The following is a 14,337-nucleotide window of genomic DNA, read 5'->3' as shown; positions in this document are numbered from 1 at the left end:
GTAAGCGTCCAGCCAATGCACCTTGCCTAGTCTAGATATGCCCAGCTATCGGCACCGTCGAAATGGCGCACGGGTGTTGTTCCGACCCATTCCTGATCGAAATTATTAATATTCACCCCAACACCAGCACCTGCCCCAGGGAGGATCGCTTCCCAGTGAGTGGCACACCCACAATTACTACAACGGATCGTCCTCAGGGTTTGCTGACCCCAGACGTACGATGAGGTATTTTGAGGGTGCCCCTCGAACTTTACTGAACCAGCTTCATAGTGAGCCCAAAGCGCCCCGAGTCTCCGGCAAATAGAGCAGTTGCATTTGATGGCATGAACTGGTGGATGCGGGATGAACACGCGCACGTTTCCACAATGACAGGAACCTTCTAATAGTCCATTTTTGGCGTGGGTTTTCATGTCAACTCCGTGACCGATTTTATGCCGGATGCCTAACTTACTTCAGTTGGGCACGATTAGGCGTCCATTCGTGGGGCAGTAGGTGGCTTATTTCACTCGCCCGCTGCGTCGGAAGGCGCGTGAGTACATCTTTCAGATAAACATACGGATCATGACCATTCAGTCTCGCAGACTGGATCAGGCTCATGATCGCCGCTGCCCGTTTTCCGCTGCGTAGCGACCCTGCGAAGAGCCAGTTTTTACGTCCAAGAGCCCAAGGGCGGATCTGGTTCTCACACCAGTTGTTATCTATGGGTACGGCCCCGTCATCAAGGTACCGCGCCAGCGCTGCCCAGCGTTTCAGGCTGTAATCGAGTGCTCTGCTGATGGCTGAGCCTTCGGGCACGAGGTCACGCTGGGCGATCATCCAGGCATGCAATATATTCATCACTGGGACGGCTTTTTCTTGCCGTATTCGGCGCCGTAAATCCGGCCCCAGATCGCGGACTTCGCTCTCGATTTCGTACAACAACTGGATATAGCGCAGGGCTTGCTCGGCGAGCGTGCTTTTATTCGTAGCGTGCAGTTCGAAGAACTTGCGCCGTGCATGGGCCATACACCCAATCTCTGTCACGCCCAGTTCAAAGCTGGCCTTGTAACCGCCAAAATCATCGCAGACTAGCTTGCCCCTCCAGTCTTGCAGGAAGTTGCGAGCATGCTCACCGGCACGACTGGGACTGAAGTCATAAACCACCGCTGCCACGTCCGAGAACTGGCTGGTGGCGTAGGCCCACACATAGGAACGGTGAGTTTTCTTTGTTCCCGGCATGAGCATCTGCACCGGTGTTTCATCTGCGTGGATGACTTCTTGCCCAAGCACTACTTCGCGCAGCGCGTCGACCAGAGGCTGCAACTGCACGCCCGTCACGCCCACCCATTGAGCCAATGTTGAACGTGGAATCGCCAAGCCTGCTCGACCAAAGATCGACTCCTGACGGTAAAGCGGCAGATGGTCGGCAAACTTGGCGATCATGACGTGGGCGAGCAGGCCCGAAGTCGGGATGCCCTTATCAATAACCTGCGCCGGAACCGGTGCCTGAGTCAGCGTTTCGCAGTCATCGCAGACCCACTTGCCACGAACATGGCGTTCGACAGTGAACACACCGGGCGTGTAGTCCAGCTTCTCGCTGACGTCCTCGCCGATGCGCTTGAGGGCGAAGCCGCATGGGCAGTGAGTGTTGTCCGGTTCGTGATGGATCAGCGTGCGTGGAAACTCAACCGGTAATGTGGTGCGCTTGGGCTTCTGCTTTTTCTCAGCCGGAGTTATCACTGCCTGCAAGCTTTGAAGCTCTGCTTCAATTGCCGCGATATCGGTATCGATCAGGTCATTGAGCAAACTGGCCTGCTCGGGATTCATCTGCTCGCTGCGTTTGGCAAACTTCAAACGCTTGAGTTGCGCGATTTCGTGGGTCAGTTTTTCGATCAGCGTTTGATCACGGTTGATCTTCTTGCCCATGCTCTCAACGGTTTTACCCATCGTCTCAACTTGTTGGTCGAGCGTTTCTACCGTCTTGCCCAGCGTGTCGACCTGGTGGTCGAGCGTCTCGACACGCTGCATCAACTGCGCCGCCAAGGCGCGCAGTTGTTCAGGGGGCATGTGATCGAGATTGGGTAGCGAAGTCATGGGGCCGATTTTGCCAGAGCAGGCAATTCGCGGCGATAGGTCGATGGGCTAATGGCAGCTGCTAAAGCAGTGTGATCGAGCCTCCAGAACCTGCACGCTGCCATGGCAGGCCCAGCACCAATGCCTGAAGTTGCTCGGTATCCAGTTCCATTTCTGAGCCGTGGCGAATGCCAGGCCAGTGAAACTTGCCTTGGTTTAACCGGCGCGCTGCCAGCCATATCCCGAAGCCGTCATGCACCAGCACTTTAATGCGATTGGCGCGGCGGTTGGCGAACAGATAAGCACAGTGCGGCTGCGCCGTACCGAACACTGCGATCACCCTGGCCAATGCCGTCTCGGTACCGGCGCGCATGTCCATCGGCTCGGTGGCGAGCCAGATGGAGTCGATGCGAATCATCGCAAAAGGTCTCGAAGAAAGGTCGCGCAGGCAGCTGCATTTTCAGTGGGCCAACTCACTTTTACGGTGCCGCGCGTGTGCTGTATTTCAACGCAGATATTCGATGATGATGGGTGGGATTTTGCCCCAGCCAGCGACACGGGTAATGGAATAAATGCAGGTTGCAGCGCTGTGCTTTTCTGCGATTGCAGCCGAATCCATTTGTGGACGAGGTTTGCGTTGAGATTATGGCTGAGTGCGACGCTGGCAATCGAAGCACCGGGTTGGGCACACTCTTGAATGACTTGGGCTTTGAAGGACTTGGAATAAGAACGGCGTGTTGGCTGCATGAAATACCCGCTTAAAGAGCTAGAACTGGTGTCCACTTAAATTCAAGTGCACACCATGTCTTGGCTTTGCGGGGCTGGGTAGATGACTTGGCCGGACGGTTACTGAGGGCGTCGACCTCCGTGCGGTTCTCAACAAGGGCCACTGGACACATATACGCCACCTTGCTGCCAATAGAGAAGCGGCGAAAATGGATCTCACCGCCCTGCAAAAGGAATTCAGCTAGCGATCCTGATTCGCATGCTTCTATTTTGATAGCATTAGGGCCGCACGGGCCGCGCGTAGACAGAAATGACAGTGCCCGATCCTTTAGGAAGCCAGATCCTATGACGGAACACCAAGACCAACCAAAGCTCTTTTTGTCATACAGTTGGAGCACTCCAGAGCACGAAGCATGGGTGGTGGAGTTGGCTGAAGAACTCGCCGCGGCAGGCATCCATGTGATTCTGGACAAATGGGATTTGAGAGAGGGCCAGGAAGCTTCGGCGTTCATGGAGCAGATGCTGTCCGATCCCTCCGTGACGAAAATAGCGCTGCTTTGTGATCGGGTCTATGCCGAGAAAGCAAACGGGCGCGTCGGCGGCGTTGGCACCGAAGCCCAGATCATTTCAGCTGGTATTTATAACAACGCGAGCAACACCAAATTTGTAGCGGTGGTTCGTGAAAGGGATGAGCACGGTCACGCCTATCTGCCAACCTACTACACTTCACGCATCTACATTGATCTGTCCGAGTCAGCTCGGTACGCCAGTGAATTTGACAGGCTCATCCGTTGGGCTCATGACCAGCCATTGCACGTACGACCGCCGACAGGCAAAAAGCCAGCCTACCTCGAACGGGAGAATCGGGCAATCACGCTAGTAACTAGTGCAGAACTACGCCGTGCTATTGATGCTATAAAAACCGATCGTTCGTTTGCCGAACCTGCACTCAATGACTACCTCACTGTACTCTCGGAGGGTATTGAGCAATTTCGTATTAAGCCCCAGTCTGATATTCCTTTTGATGACCAGGTTGCGAGCAGCATCGAGGACTTTTTGCCCTACCGCAATGAAGCTATAGAGCTATTTTCTACGGTCGCCAGGTACCGCGATACCGCTGAAGCACGCAGGCACATCCATCGTTTCTTCGAGAAGCTGTTGCCTTACCAGGAACGCCCTCATCATATCACGCAATACCAAGATACCGACTTCGATAACTTTCGCTTCATCGTGCATGAGCTGTTCCTTTACGCGGTAGCGACGCTGTTGAAAGAGGAGAAGTTCGAATTTGCCAACGAGCTAATAGGAAGCCCTTTCTACCTACCGGGTCGATCCGAGTACGGACGAGATGTTACAGTGACGTTCGGTGCTTTCCGGACTTATGCAGAAATGTTTGAACGTCGCAATGACCGTTTGAAACTCGGACGGTCATCCTTGAGGGCATTTCTGCTGGAGCAACGGAGCCATTCAAGTGGTTACAATATGCGGGAGCTGATGCAGGCTGATTTTGTATTATTCTTGAGGGATCGCGTGCAGCGGCCTAGTGAGTCGTTCCCTTGGTATCCAGAGACGCTCGTTTACGCTGGACGGCACTCGGGGCCATTCGAGCTGTTCGCCAGATCCAAATCCAAGCGCTATTTTAAACACTTGAAACTCGTCCTTGGGATCGACAATAAAGCCGCACTCGGTGAGCTGCTCAGCGGAATGGAGTCGGGTAACGCAAGCCTGCCCCGTTGGGATTACCAGGCATTGACCCCGCGCACCTTATCTGGATTTGAACATCTCGATACCACGGCTTAGACCGAGCCTGTTCCTCACAGACTCACAAGCCCCGATCTAGGACATCGGGGCACCGATCGTTTGGAAAGCTGGCTACGCGATGCTTTACCATCCTGAGAATGGTGGGCCTTGAACCCTAGCACAGTGTAGAACTCTCCCCTTCGACATCCCTGCAATGGCGGTCAAATACGGCATCCTCGACTGCCGTAGCACACCATCATGGCCGCAATGATAAGATAGGCAGCATCTCATTTGCGCGAACCATGTATGGCACGGCCTCCACGGACTAAGGCAGCAAAAGCTCCCACTTCTAAATCGAAAAGCCCGCAGAAACAGGTCGCAAGCCCTATTTCTACAGGTGGACGAGGTGTTGCGTTCGAACATCGTGTCCAGGCAGTGCGCCTACTCGCTATGTGCCTTGGCGACCACTGTGCAGGGTTGCGTGAGGGCTTTGTCATCGAGACCCTGCTGTTCCAAGGCAGGACGTTCGGCCATAACACCGACGACCTTGTGATCCAGGCTGTATCTCCTGGCTCCGGCCAGAAAGCTACCATCAGAATGCAGATGAAGCGGTCGCCTCGGGCGATTGCCAGTAACGAAGCTTTCAAAGAGTCCGTGGGTCTTGCCTGGCTCGACTTCATAGCTCCGGCATTCCAACGAGGCGTCGATGACAACCTGATCGTTTACCACGTAGCAAGCTCGTCGCACATGGAAAGCGCTGTCGAGGTTGTGAGGCTTGCGCTTGGCTCGCTGTCGCACGAAACCTGGTGCGCCCGCGTTCATGCTGAAGGGAGCAATGAACGAAACAGGGCTGCGTACGCGGCTATTAGAGCTGCTGCAGAGCACTACAACGAAGCGCCTGTCGCGGACGAAGATTTGCGGCAGTTTGCGCTCCACCTCAAGTTTTTCCCCCATGATCTGGATTCAGATCGTAGCCACGACGTTGGATTGCAGAAGCAACTGATCCAGCACACGTTGCCCCATAAGGACAGTGGCGCTGTGTGGTTGAGGCTGGTCGGTGTGTGTGCTGAGCTGAATGGCAGTGGCGCAGAAGTCGACCAGACCTCACTCCACTTGCACTTGGAAGGCCTAGCTCAAGATTTTCACAGGGCGCGGCTCATGCGTGAAGCCATCAAAGACCTGAGCTTGGGCACTGTAGTTGTTAGCCAAGAGCGGCACACCCAGCTTGCCCCTCTAGCGGAATACCTGGCGCCTCTTCTTTCAGGCAGCCGCCCTGCCACGAGCAGCTTTCTCGCGGATGAGCTTCCGCCAGCGAACCCGACATCAGAGAACACCCTCGCCTCCCGCCAGCTTGATCGCATCAGTCAACTGCACAACGACCACCGTTACCGCGATGCGCTGGCTCAGTTGGAGGTGCTCGAAGACGGTCTTGACACATACGATGCGCACCAACAGGCCCGATGGTATTTCCTCCGTGGGATGTGTTCCTGGCATTTGGCTGATGACGTTAAAGCCGCGGCAGACCTCGAAATGGCTGCCAACCTATACCAGGACGATGAGCGTATTGCGGCAGGCTTTGTCCGGGCGTGGATGCTCAAGAACGACGTAGAGACTGCGATCCAGGTTGGACAGGAGGCCATCGCGCGCTTCCCGGATTCGTACTCAGTCTGGGTGGCACTGATAAATGCGAGGCTCTTAAACAGAGAGCAACTGACGGCCGAAGAAATACCTGAGGCGTTCCGTGATAAGTCGGGAGCTTGGCAGATGCTAGCCAGCTCAATGGCCGGGGCCGGGGATGATGAAGGCGCGGTGGGTGCCATCCGGACGGCAATGGAGCAGTCTGACAGCTCAATTTTCATACTCGAAAATTATCTCCGGTTTGTCCTTCGATTGGCCACTGCCAACCCCTTCCACGTGAACACGCGATCGCAGCCCCAAGATCGGCGTGTGCTGATCCTAGACGCCATGTCGAAGTTCGATGACCGCGAGGGCGTGTTATGGGCTGAGCAGAGCCCCAGGACAAAAACCGAAATTGTCTTTCACCTGGCGTATGCGCATCTTTTGCTGGGTGAGCCAACTGAAGCGTTGAACATGATCGAAGCTGGCAGGCAGCGTGGTGTTCCCGAGGACGAATTTACGGTTAGGGTGGAGTTGGAGGCGCTCTGCGATCTCCAGCGTCACAGCGATGCTGTTGCTTGCTGCGCTGATCGTGTTGAACAGCTCACTGATGAAGCGCGCGTGGTTTTTGGGCAGGCGTGCCTGATTGCCAACAATCCGGAAATGCTTGCCGCGGCTTACAGCGCTCAGCTCAGTCAGCCTGATACGGATGTCTCTCTCAGAGCGACTCGTATGCTAAGGCATATGCACTGGGAGCTGCTGTTACGCGAAGGTCAGCACGAGGCCGTGCGGAATGAGCTCGCCCATCTCGGTATCACGCCGCAAAACAGCAGTATATGTGATGGTGTGTTTGCTGCCCGGGCGTATGCGGGCAACGAGGAGATGCGTCAGGCCTTCGGAGATCGCGTTGCTGAGCTCGCACCGCAGAGCATTGACCTACTGGATCTATCCATGGCATCGCAATGGATGCTTCATGTGCGGCGTTACGGTGACGCCATTTCGATGCTTGAACGCCTCCTACCAAGGGACGCGTTCAGTCCCCTGCATGTTGATTTACTGCACTGCTACGCGCTCAGTGGCCAAAGATCCAAAGTTCGAGACCTATTGGAATCACTTCCAGGGGAATGGCGACACTCAGCAGACGCCCGCCAAGTGGCACTGACTGTTTACGGCGAGGCCTGTGACTGGCCAAGAATGCGCGAGATGGCTGAGTTGCTCGTCGCTGAAAGTCCTAGTGAGGCCGCAGGCTGGTTACTGCTCATTCAAGTTCTGGCGAACGAAAGCCATGGTCGAATGGATGAAGCTCTTGCCAGGTTACCTGCACAGCTGAACGGCTCCGCTCAAGAACAGTTAAAGCTGGCCAACGCAGAGCTCAGTAGAGGTCTGCAGGAACGTGGCCTTGACCGTATCTACCGTGCCATGCGGTTGAATGGCGAGGACGTTGAAGCAGCAGCTGGCCACATCTCTCTCATGTTCCTAGCATCGAAGGAGATTGAGGTCGTTCATGCCCTTCCCTCTGCGGTTGAGGAAGGCACCGCTGTCGAGCTTGAAGACAGCACCGGCAGGACTGGATATGTCTCAATCGATTTCGCCTCTGAGCCGCCACTGGCACCTGCGGGTGAATTCGTTGCCGCGGACTCGTCACGGGCCGCCCGGCTGCTCGGTTTGAAAGTGGGTGATACCACAACCGTCAGCAGTGTGGTCGGTGAGCAGACGCTCACGGTTAAACGGATCATCACCCTCCATCGACGCCTGATCGACCTTTCCTACGAGCGCGTGTCCAATTCGGTCGTCCCGAGCAAGACAGTCGTAGCGATGAGTATTCCAACCCGGGATGACGGCGAGATCGATACGACTTTCTTCGTCGATCAGCTAGAGCAAAAGAAATCTCAGAGCCTCAATACCATCAGCCTGTACGGTCAGCATCACGCCACCATAGGCCTGCTCGCACGCCTGCTGGGTACGGATGTCATTGAACTCGTGAGGGGTTGGCCTGATGAAGGGGCGCTTCTCCAAGTATCGACGGGGTTAGGCCCCCAGGATGTCTTCCCAACTGATATATCCCAGGATCAGCCATGGCTCATTGACCTGTCGATGCTGGTGGAGCTTGCAACCTTAGGATTGCTCTATGTTCTGGAGCTTTTCCCTAGTTTGTACGTCACAGCTGCAACCAAGCAACTCTTGGACGTAAAGCTAGAGAAATCGGCCCACTACCGAAAGAGCGGTACACTCTTTTCCCACGGTGGCCATCTTGGCATGCAAGAGCTCACTGAGGACGCTTGGCGCAAGGATCGTGAGTATCTCGAATCGATCGAGACGGCTATCGGGGCGTTCTGTCAGGTGGTGCCGGCATACGGGCCGCCTGAGGCGTCCGAGCAGATGCAGATGCTTGAGGACATCCTGGGCGATGAAGACCATGCAGTCCTGCTCGCTTGCCAAGAGTATGGTGCAGGTCTTCTGTCGATTGATGCGCGGTTGCGCGATCTTGCCGGCATGCTGGGTATCGTTGGCGCGTCCCCTCAAATGTTGCTGAGGGAAGCCCAACGGGCAGATGGGCTATCGCAGGAGGAATATTCCCGAGCCGTAATGCGACTCGTCATGGCCAGGCGTAGCTTTGTTTCGGTTCGGCCGGTGGATCTCATCGTCATGATGAACCAGGGTGAGACGTTTGCGAATTTTGGCATCAACCGCTTGCGTAGCTACTTGGCGGAAGAGCACCTTGCATTCGACACTGCTGTACCTGTACTTGTAGATTTTGTGTGCGGGATGTACATGCAAAAACGCTGCAACCTAGGTGTGATGCTCCAATTGATGGAGTTCTGCTTTGAGCCGTTGTTCAGGCACCCTCACTGTCCAGATGGCTTCTGCCAGTTGGCCCTTGAGCATGTCTTCCTCAAATTCCACAGATATAGAATCAGCCCCGCAGCTCGTCGGGCCATTGAGCAAAGTTTACAATCGGCTGAGCAGCGAGCCGAGCGTCCCTGCAAGCTGGTGACGCTGAGTGCGGAGATCAATTACTCCTTCGCAGTCCCATTCTGGTCAGTGGTAGCCCCGTCCATGTTGACTGCTACCCAGGTAGAGGCCGGAAGTGAAGTACCTGCACTAGGCTCGGATGGGCAGCAAACTGGAGAGCGTGGTGCATGATCTGCTCCCGGGGTTATGGGCGTAGACCTCAGTGGTTGCTAATTTTCACCCATCGCATAGGGCTAGGAGCCAAGCAAGGCACCACACATAAATATGGCAAATTTTTCGGGCTCAGGATCATCGCCGCTAGTATATGAAATCGCGACGACAAACATGACGATAACTACCAGGCTCACGCCGAATAGAGCCTGAATGGCGGAATCTTTAGCTTGTTTTTCATCAAAGAACTTGGTGTGGGAAATGCTCAATGTTATCTAGCCTTACTCAAATCGTGGAGGATAATAGTTACGATATTAGGATCGGCGGATCCTGGAAGTAGCGAATTCAGTCTTGCCCGGTTTCTAAGGTAAGACTGGGTTAACCTAGTCGGTTGCATTTAGAAGAATTGTTTTCCGAACAGTGTCATTCCTGACCACACAGCCATGAGCCATCAGGACGTTAAGGCAGCGTCGCGGTACATCCTGATTTCGCAGGGGCAAGTGCGCTGCGTCAAGCGATCGTCAATCCCGGTGTGAAAATGGGTGTAACAATAGGGCGCGGCTCTTGCTATTAAGTCTTGATCCGCTTACTCACCGAAGCCAGCCTGCGCTTAACGCCAATTTTTGGATTCAAAGTTAACGTCCGGCAAACTCACCTTCCGAACTCTAGCATTTGGTGCACGATGGCCTGGGGAGCTGGGTCGCGAGATAGTCACCAGCTCAACTCCTCTGCGTCCTGTCGTCAATCCGGATCAGCACCGGATATAAGGGGCAACAGCGGCTGGGCTTTTCAATGCTGGTAAGCCCCGATCAGTTCACCGTCGCGCATTTCGATTGTAAGGGTCACGTTCGCCTCTCGCTCAAGCAGCAATGTACTCGCCCCTTGAATGTCGGATTGAGCATCAGTCTTCAGTTTCGGCAACCTCTCCTCGTTCCATTGGCGTAGCTTGATACGGTTAACCTGGATAGTGGACTGCCACTCCCAGACAGAGCTAAGTGTGTCGATCCGACCGTCCAAGGCAGTGTTGAATCTCTCCAACGGCCCCTGTTTTGAGAAGAATGCGTGCACCTCAGAATTGAGATCCTCCTCGCGTTTCGTTAGAAGCGATGTCTGACCGGTAATTTGCCTGAGCAAACTACACGCGACCCATCGCGCGCTCATACATAGCTTCCATTCTTCCACCAAGCGTTCGGCAGCGCCTTGCTCACCGCCTAGCTTAGAGACCAGCCCAGACGAGCCATCAAACAAACCTGGGCTATCAAATCCATCGACATTCTTTTTTAGCGCCTCCAATGAAAGCACGAGATGATCATTGATACCGCCAAGCTCGCGCTCAATGAACTCCAGCTGGGCGCGGGCGGCATCATCCATTTCACCATGGTGAAGCATGACGGCAACCTGGCCGAGATACTTCAACGCCCCAGTAATCTCAGATCTGCGTTTATCCGAGAGGTAAGCGTTGATCGCATCGATACCAGCCTTGATGTCATCTAGCTTGGCGCTGATATCCGCCAAGTGTTTCTGCGCAACTACGACTGAGGCAATCTGGAATAGCGCAGCGGAGTTCACGAGGTTCTGAAGGCGTTCCGGTTCGAACAGAGTCGCGTGTTCGCGGATTCTTCCACCCTCAATGTTGAAGGCTCGAAACCCTTCACCGTTGGCGACCTTGGCCAGCGGGCCATTGATCACTACTTCCATCAGTCGAGTCTGTGCGACCTCGGAAGCCACGGCTGCGCTGGGGATGGCTTGCAGCAGTGGCGAAAGTCTGTCGATCCCTGAGGTCGTTCGGTCGACGGCAGTTGAGTTCTTTGGATGCACACTCACCGGCTTGACCGTCACCAAAGGCTTATCGCCAGTGACTCCAATGATCAGAGTACCTGACGGTTCTTGACCTTTTGATTCGTTGAAGACGTCCATGCGAACTTCCCTTTAGTCAGCGCGCCTCAGCGGCGCCTCGATGCTTTTGGCGAATGTAGGCAATCTGAGCGACACATGGCAATGTCACTCTATAAGCCTCTTTTGCAGCCATGTGCACGCCGGCGGCGCTGGCAATGGCAATACCCACAACGCCCAGTAGAGCAGTTGCTGCCCTCCCACCAACGGCAACCGCCCCCGCAGTGAATGTACCTTCAGCCAACAAAGGGGCCACTGCCGCGACTCCCATTACCCCAGCTCTCGCTGCACCGAGTCCACCAGAGCCGATCACCGAAAGCACTGCCGCCAATCCGACGTCGATGGCACCGTTGTCGGCATGAACCTTCCCCGCAAACTCAGCGCGTTCCTGTTCGGTCATTTTTTCCCAAAGCTTAGTGACTAGCCTTTGAAGAACCTTGAGTTCCAACACCTCTATTGCTACTTTGCCCGTCACCTCAGCGTGCACGTATTTCGCAACGTCCCGCACGATTTCGGCGTAGGGAACACCAGTGCGACGCACAAGATTCGCGACACTGTTTCCTCCAAAGAGCTGGAGCTCCCGTATGAGCAGAAGCAATGTATCGCGCGAATATTTGGCCTTCCGTTTTGCAGAAATCAAAACCTGCTGAACGTCGGAGCTCATTGCCAATCGCCCGCTACCAAAATCCGTGAGGAAGTCGACCAAAGCCCCCACATCCACGGCATCCGCCGCTGATAGCAGCGTCAGTAATTCTTTATCACCGTTGATGACGTCATTTTCATACGACATTGCCGACCCCTTCATGCTCGTCCATTCTTGCGCCACTCCGTCATCGACACCGTCAAGGCATTACTGCGAGCAATCACACATAACGTGTTGCACGAGATGAGGTGCGGATACACAGCCCACGATGGGCAGAAATCATTTCGTTCAGTTTTCGATTTATCGACTCATAAGCCTAAGACTTGAAGCAGGACTCTGGGACACGGTCGGTCGCTGGCTCATGTAATGCTCTGCCAATCAGCGAAGCCCAAAGCCCATCCGCGCCAGCTCACCCAGAAGCTCCTCACGCCCATGCAGACTCGAAACATTCCGCAGTCTGCTGACCACTTGCTCCGACCAGCCCGAAGCCTTCATTCCCTCACGCTCATAGAACGCACCCAGGCGCGCATCGTATTCCGAGAGGACGCCCTCCTCGCCGGCGATCGTATAGGTTTCATGATGCAGTACGGCTTGCTGCGGCAGCCGTGGCTTTACCTTCGCAGGACGGTCAGGTGATGGATAGCCGACGCACAGGCCGAAGACGGGATAGACCTGTGGCGGCAGCCCCAACTCTTTTGCGACGTCTTCGATGTCATTACGAATGCCACCGATGTATACGCTGCCAAGCCCCAGCGACTCCAGAGCAACTACAGCATTCTGGGCTGCCAAAGCTGCGTCGATCGTACCTAGGAGCAGGCTTTCCAGGTACGGCAGCGCCTCCAGCTCTACCCCTGCCTGCTCCGCGATGCGCGAGACCCGGGACAGGTCTGCAAGCCATACCAGGAACAGTGGGGCTTGATAGATATATGCCTGATTGCCGGCCAGGCAGGACAGTCGCTTCTTACGATCGACATCTTGAACGGCGACGACACTCCAGACCTGGAGATTGGAAGATGTCGATGCGGACTGGGCGGCTGCGACCATTGTCTCGATCGTGCCTTCGGGCAGAGGTTGATCAGAGAACGCCCGGACGCTCCGGTGATCCAGCAATTGCTCGATGACCTCATTCCATTGGGTGACCGGCGAAATGTCAGGGGCGCCGTAGCGGGCGTTGAGCTTGGACTGGGCATTGGCTGTCATGAGTGCACTCCAAAAAGGCCGAAGGCTACCAAATTGATGCCCTCGCAACACGCAAGGTTTCATTTACCATTCGGTCAGCCCAGGTCGGACACGGATGACCGACAACACCCAGATTCAGGTACCGTTCTTTTGGAAGCAAAACCACTGACAGCCCGCGAGGCTTATCAGATCCTGCGGGACATCGCTCTCGGAGTTCGTAGCATGCGCCGGCTAGGTCAGCAGTCGTGGGCTGAAATCTACTGCGGTTTGATGACAGTGGAGGCCGATGGCTGGGTGCTCACGTTCTACAACGATTGCGACACGCTCGATTACTGCGCCAGCTGCTACAGCCCGGAGGGGTGAGCCTACGTCTTCGACTCGCTGCAGTCGTACAGTACCGACCCCTTGGAGCTGCTCAGCACCTGGGAACGTGCTCAATTGGAAAAGCTTTTGAGCGTCGCCTAGACGGCCAAGCATTAGCGCGATCTAGGTGACCACATGAAGAGACCGCTTCGAAAGTCGGAGATTCGGAGCGGCATCGTTCGGAGTTGCACGCGTCAAAGCCAACCGCTGTGCCATCCATAAACCTGCAGAATCACTTTCTTGCATCATGGCCGTGAATTCTGCGTCAGTTAGAAGCGCGGGTATTTTGGCTGGCGCCATAGCGAGTCCGGGTGTTGCCGGTTCAGTGACAGATTCAAATCATAGAATCTTCAGGCTACAATCCCATGCTCCAGCCGCCTGATGAACTCGATAACCTGGTCAGTTTCCAGCCTTGTTGTAACCATGGCGGCAGGAGCTTTGCCGCCAAACGCTTTCAGTGGACATGACAGCCAGTGCAGAGCTGCATCAAGATCGCCACCGAACAGACTCTTTGCTGCGTCGAGCACTTCCAGGTAACGATCGTGTTGATCAGGGGACAAGGTGCTCATCAGAAGGCTCGCTCCGCTTTGGCGATGTACAGGTCGGGCATGTGGCTGTGCCAAGGTCAAACGAGATCAATGGCCAGTATACGATCTCTTAAACTGCGAGCATCGTCGCTGAGCAATTTCCGGGTTCAACGTCCCCGCTGGGCCTGGCCAACGGGTCTAACGCCAACCAGCGCCAGCCGCATGCTGCGCACCAGGTCAGTCAGGTGTCCCCACAGTCGGAGCTGGAGACCGTGCTTCCCTACTCTGTCCAATTCCAGGCGTTCGATCCTGGTGATCATTCTTGCGATCCCTGCCCGAGCCCTCTGCCGGCGTCCCTTCCTTCGCATCTGCTGCTCTCCGAGTTGATCAAGCCTGAGTCGTACCGCGAGGTGATCTAGGATGGTCAACGTACACCACCGGATGCGAAGCGCCTAGTCATCAAATCGAGCGAAA

10 protein-coding genes and 1 pseudogene are annotated in these 14,337 nt (G+C 55.2%); 3 read left to right on the top strand and 8 right to left on the bottom strand.

Translation table 11 applies throughout. The features are described from left to right. Positions 1-447 precede the first annotated feature (447 nt). The 3 genes from tnpC to tnpA all read right to left on the bottom strand — a co-directional run bounded on the left by tnpC (position 448) and on the right by tnpA (position 2,835). A complete protein-coding gene (gene tnpC, locus ALQ04_RS02390; RefSeq protein ID WP_122314255.1) occupies positions 448-2,073 on the bottom strand; it encodes an IS66 family transposase in 1,626 nt (541 codons plus the stop codon). 61 nt (positions 2,074-2,134) lie between these two features. Further along, positions 2,135-2,470, bottom strand: a complete 336-nt coding sequence (tnpB, locus tag ALQ04_RS27110; protein ID WP_122314254.1) for an IS66 family insertion sequence element accessory protein TnpB — start codon at positions 2,468-2,470, stop codon at positions 2,135-2,137. Continuing rightward, on the bottom strand, positions 2,467-2,835 hold the full coding sequence (tnpA, locus tag ALQ04_RS02380) for an IS66-like element accessory protein TnpA (RefSeq protein ID WP_122365723.1): 369 nt from the start codon (positions 2,833-2,835) through the stop codon (positions 2,467-2,469). Before tnpA ends, tnpB begins: the two co-directional genes overlap by 4 nt. Before the next feature lie 288 nt (positions 2,836-3,123). Here tnpA and ALQ04_RS02370 point away from each other — a divergent pair, with 288 nt between their 5' ends. Together ALQ04_RS02370 and ALQ04_RS02365 are read left to right on the top strand one after the other, a co-directional pair. Continuing rightward, on the top strand, positions 3,124-4,578 hold the full coding sequence (locus ALQ04_RS02370; RefSeq protein ID WP_122314253.1) for an SEFIR domain-containing protein: 1,455 nt from the start codon (positions 3,124-3,126) through the stop codon (positions 4,576-4,578). 417 nt (positions 4,579-4,995) lie between these two features. After that, positions 4,996-9,279, top strand: a complete 4,284-nt coding sequence (locus ALQ04_RS02365; RefSeq protein ID WP_259644881.1) for a PIN domain-containing protein — start codon at positions 4,996-4,998, stop codon at positions 9,277-9,279. Between the two features lie 62 nt (positions 9,280-9,341). Here ALQ04_RS02365 and ALQ04_RS02360 read toward each other — a convergent pair whose 3' ends face one another. From ALQ04_RS02360 to ALQ04_RS02345, 4 genes are all read right to left on the bottom strand, one after another. Further along, a complete protein-coding gene (locus tag ALQ04_RS02360) occupies positions 9,342-9,527 on the bottom strand; it encodes a hypothetical protein (RefSeq protein ID WP_122314251.1) in 186 nt (61 codons plus the stop codon). Between the two features lie 520 nt (positions 9,528-10,047). After that, positions 10,048-11,175, bottom strand: a complete 1,128-nt coding sequence (locus ALQ04_RS02355) for a hypothetical protein (protein ID WP_122314250.1) — start codon at positions 11,173-11,175, stop codon at positions 10,048-10,050. Between the two features lie 16 nt (positions 11,176-11,191). Continuing rightward, entirely contained in the window at positions 11,192-11,941 is a 750-nt protein-coding gene (locus ALQ04_RS02350; protein ID WP_147466552.1) for a hypothetical protein, read from the bottom strand. Positions 11,942-12,172: 231 nt separating this feature from the next. After that, positions 12,173-12,994 carry an NADPH-dependent oxidoreductase gene (locus tag ALQ04_RS02345; RefSeq protein WP_122314248.1) on the bottom strand — a complete coding sequence of 274 codons (822 nt, stop codon included), beginning with the start codon at positions 12,992-12,994 and terminating at the stop codon, positions 12,173-12,175. Positions 12,995-13,123: 129 nt separating this feature from the next. On the opposite strand from ALQ04_RS02345, the pseudogene ALQ04_RS27105 reads away from it, so the two are divergent. After that, positions 13,124-13,438, top strand: a pseudogene (locus ALQ04_RS27105) (hypothetical protein). A 248-nt stretch (positions 13,439-13,686) separates the two neighbouring features. Here ALQ04_RS27105 and ALQ04_RS02335 read toward each other — a convergent pair. Beyond that, positions 13,687-13,905 carry an antitoxin Xre/MbcA/ParS toxin-binding domain-containing protein gene (locus ALQ04_RS02335; RefSeq protein ID WP_122314247.1) on the bottom strand — a complete coding sequence of 73 codons (219 nt, stop codon included), beginning with the start codon at positions 13,903-13,905 and terminating at the stop codon, positions 13,687-13,689. Between the last annotated feature and the right edge of the window lie 432 nt (positions 13,906-14,337).

It is taken from the genome of Pseudomonas cichorii, from assembly GCF_003700275.1.
Taxonomy (GTDB): Bacteria; Pseudomonadota; Gammaproteobacteria; order Pseudomonadales; family Pseudomonadaceae; genus Aquipseudomonas; species Aquipseudomonas cichorii_B.
Note: the sequence above shows the minus strand (reverse complement) of the source record. Positions and strands in the feature narration are given on the sequence as shown.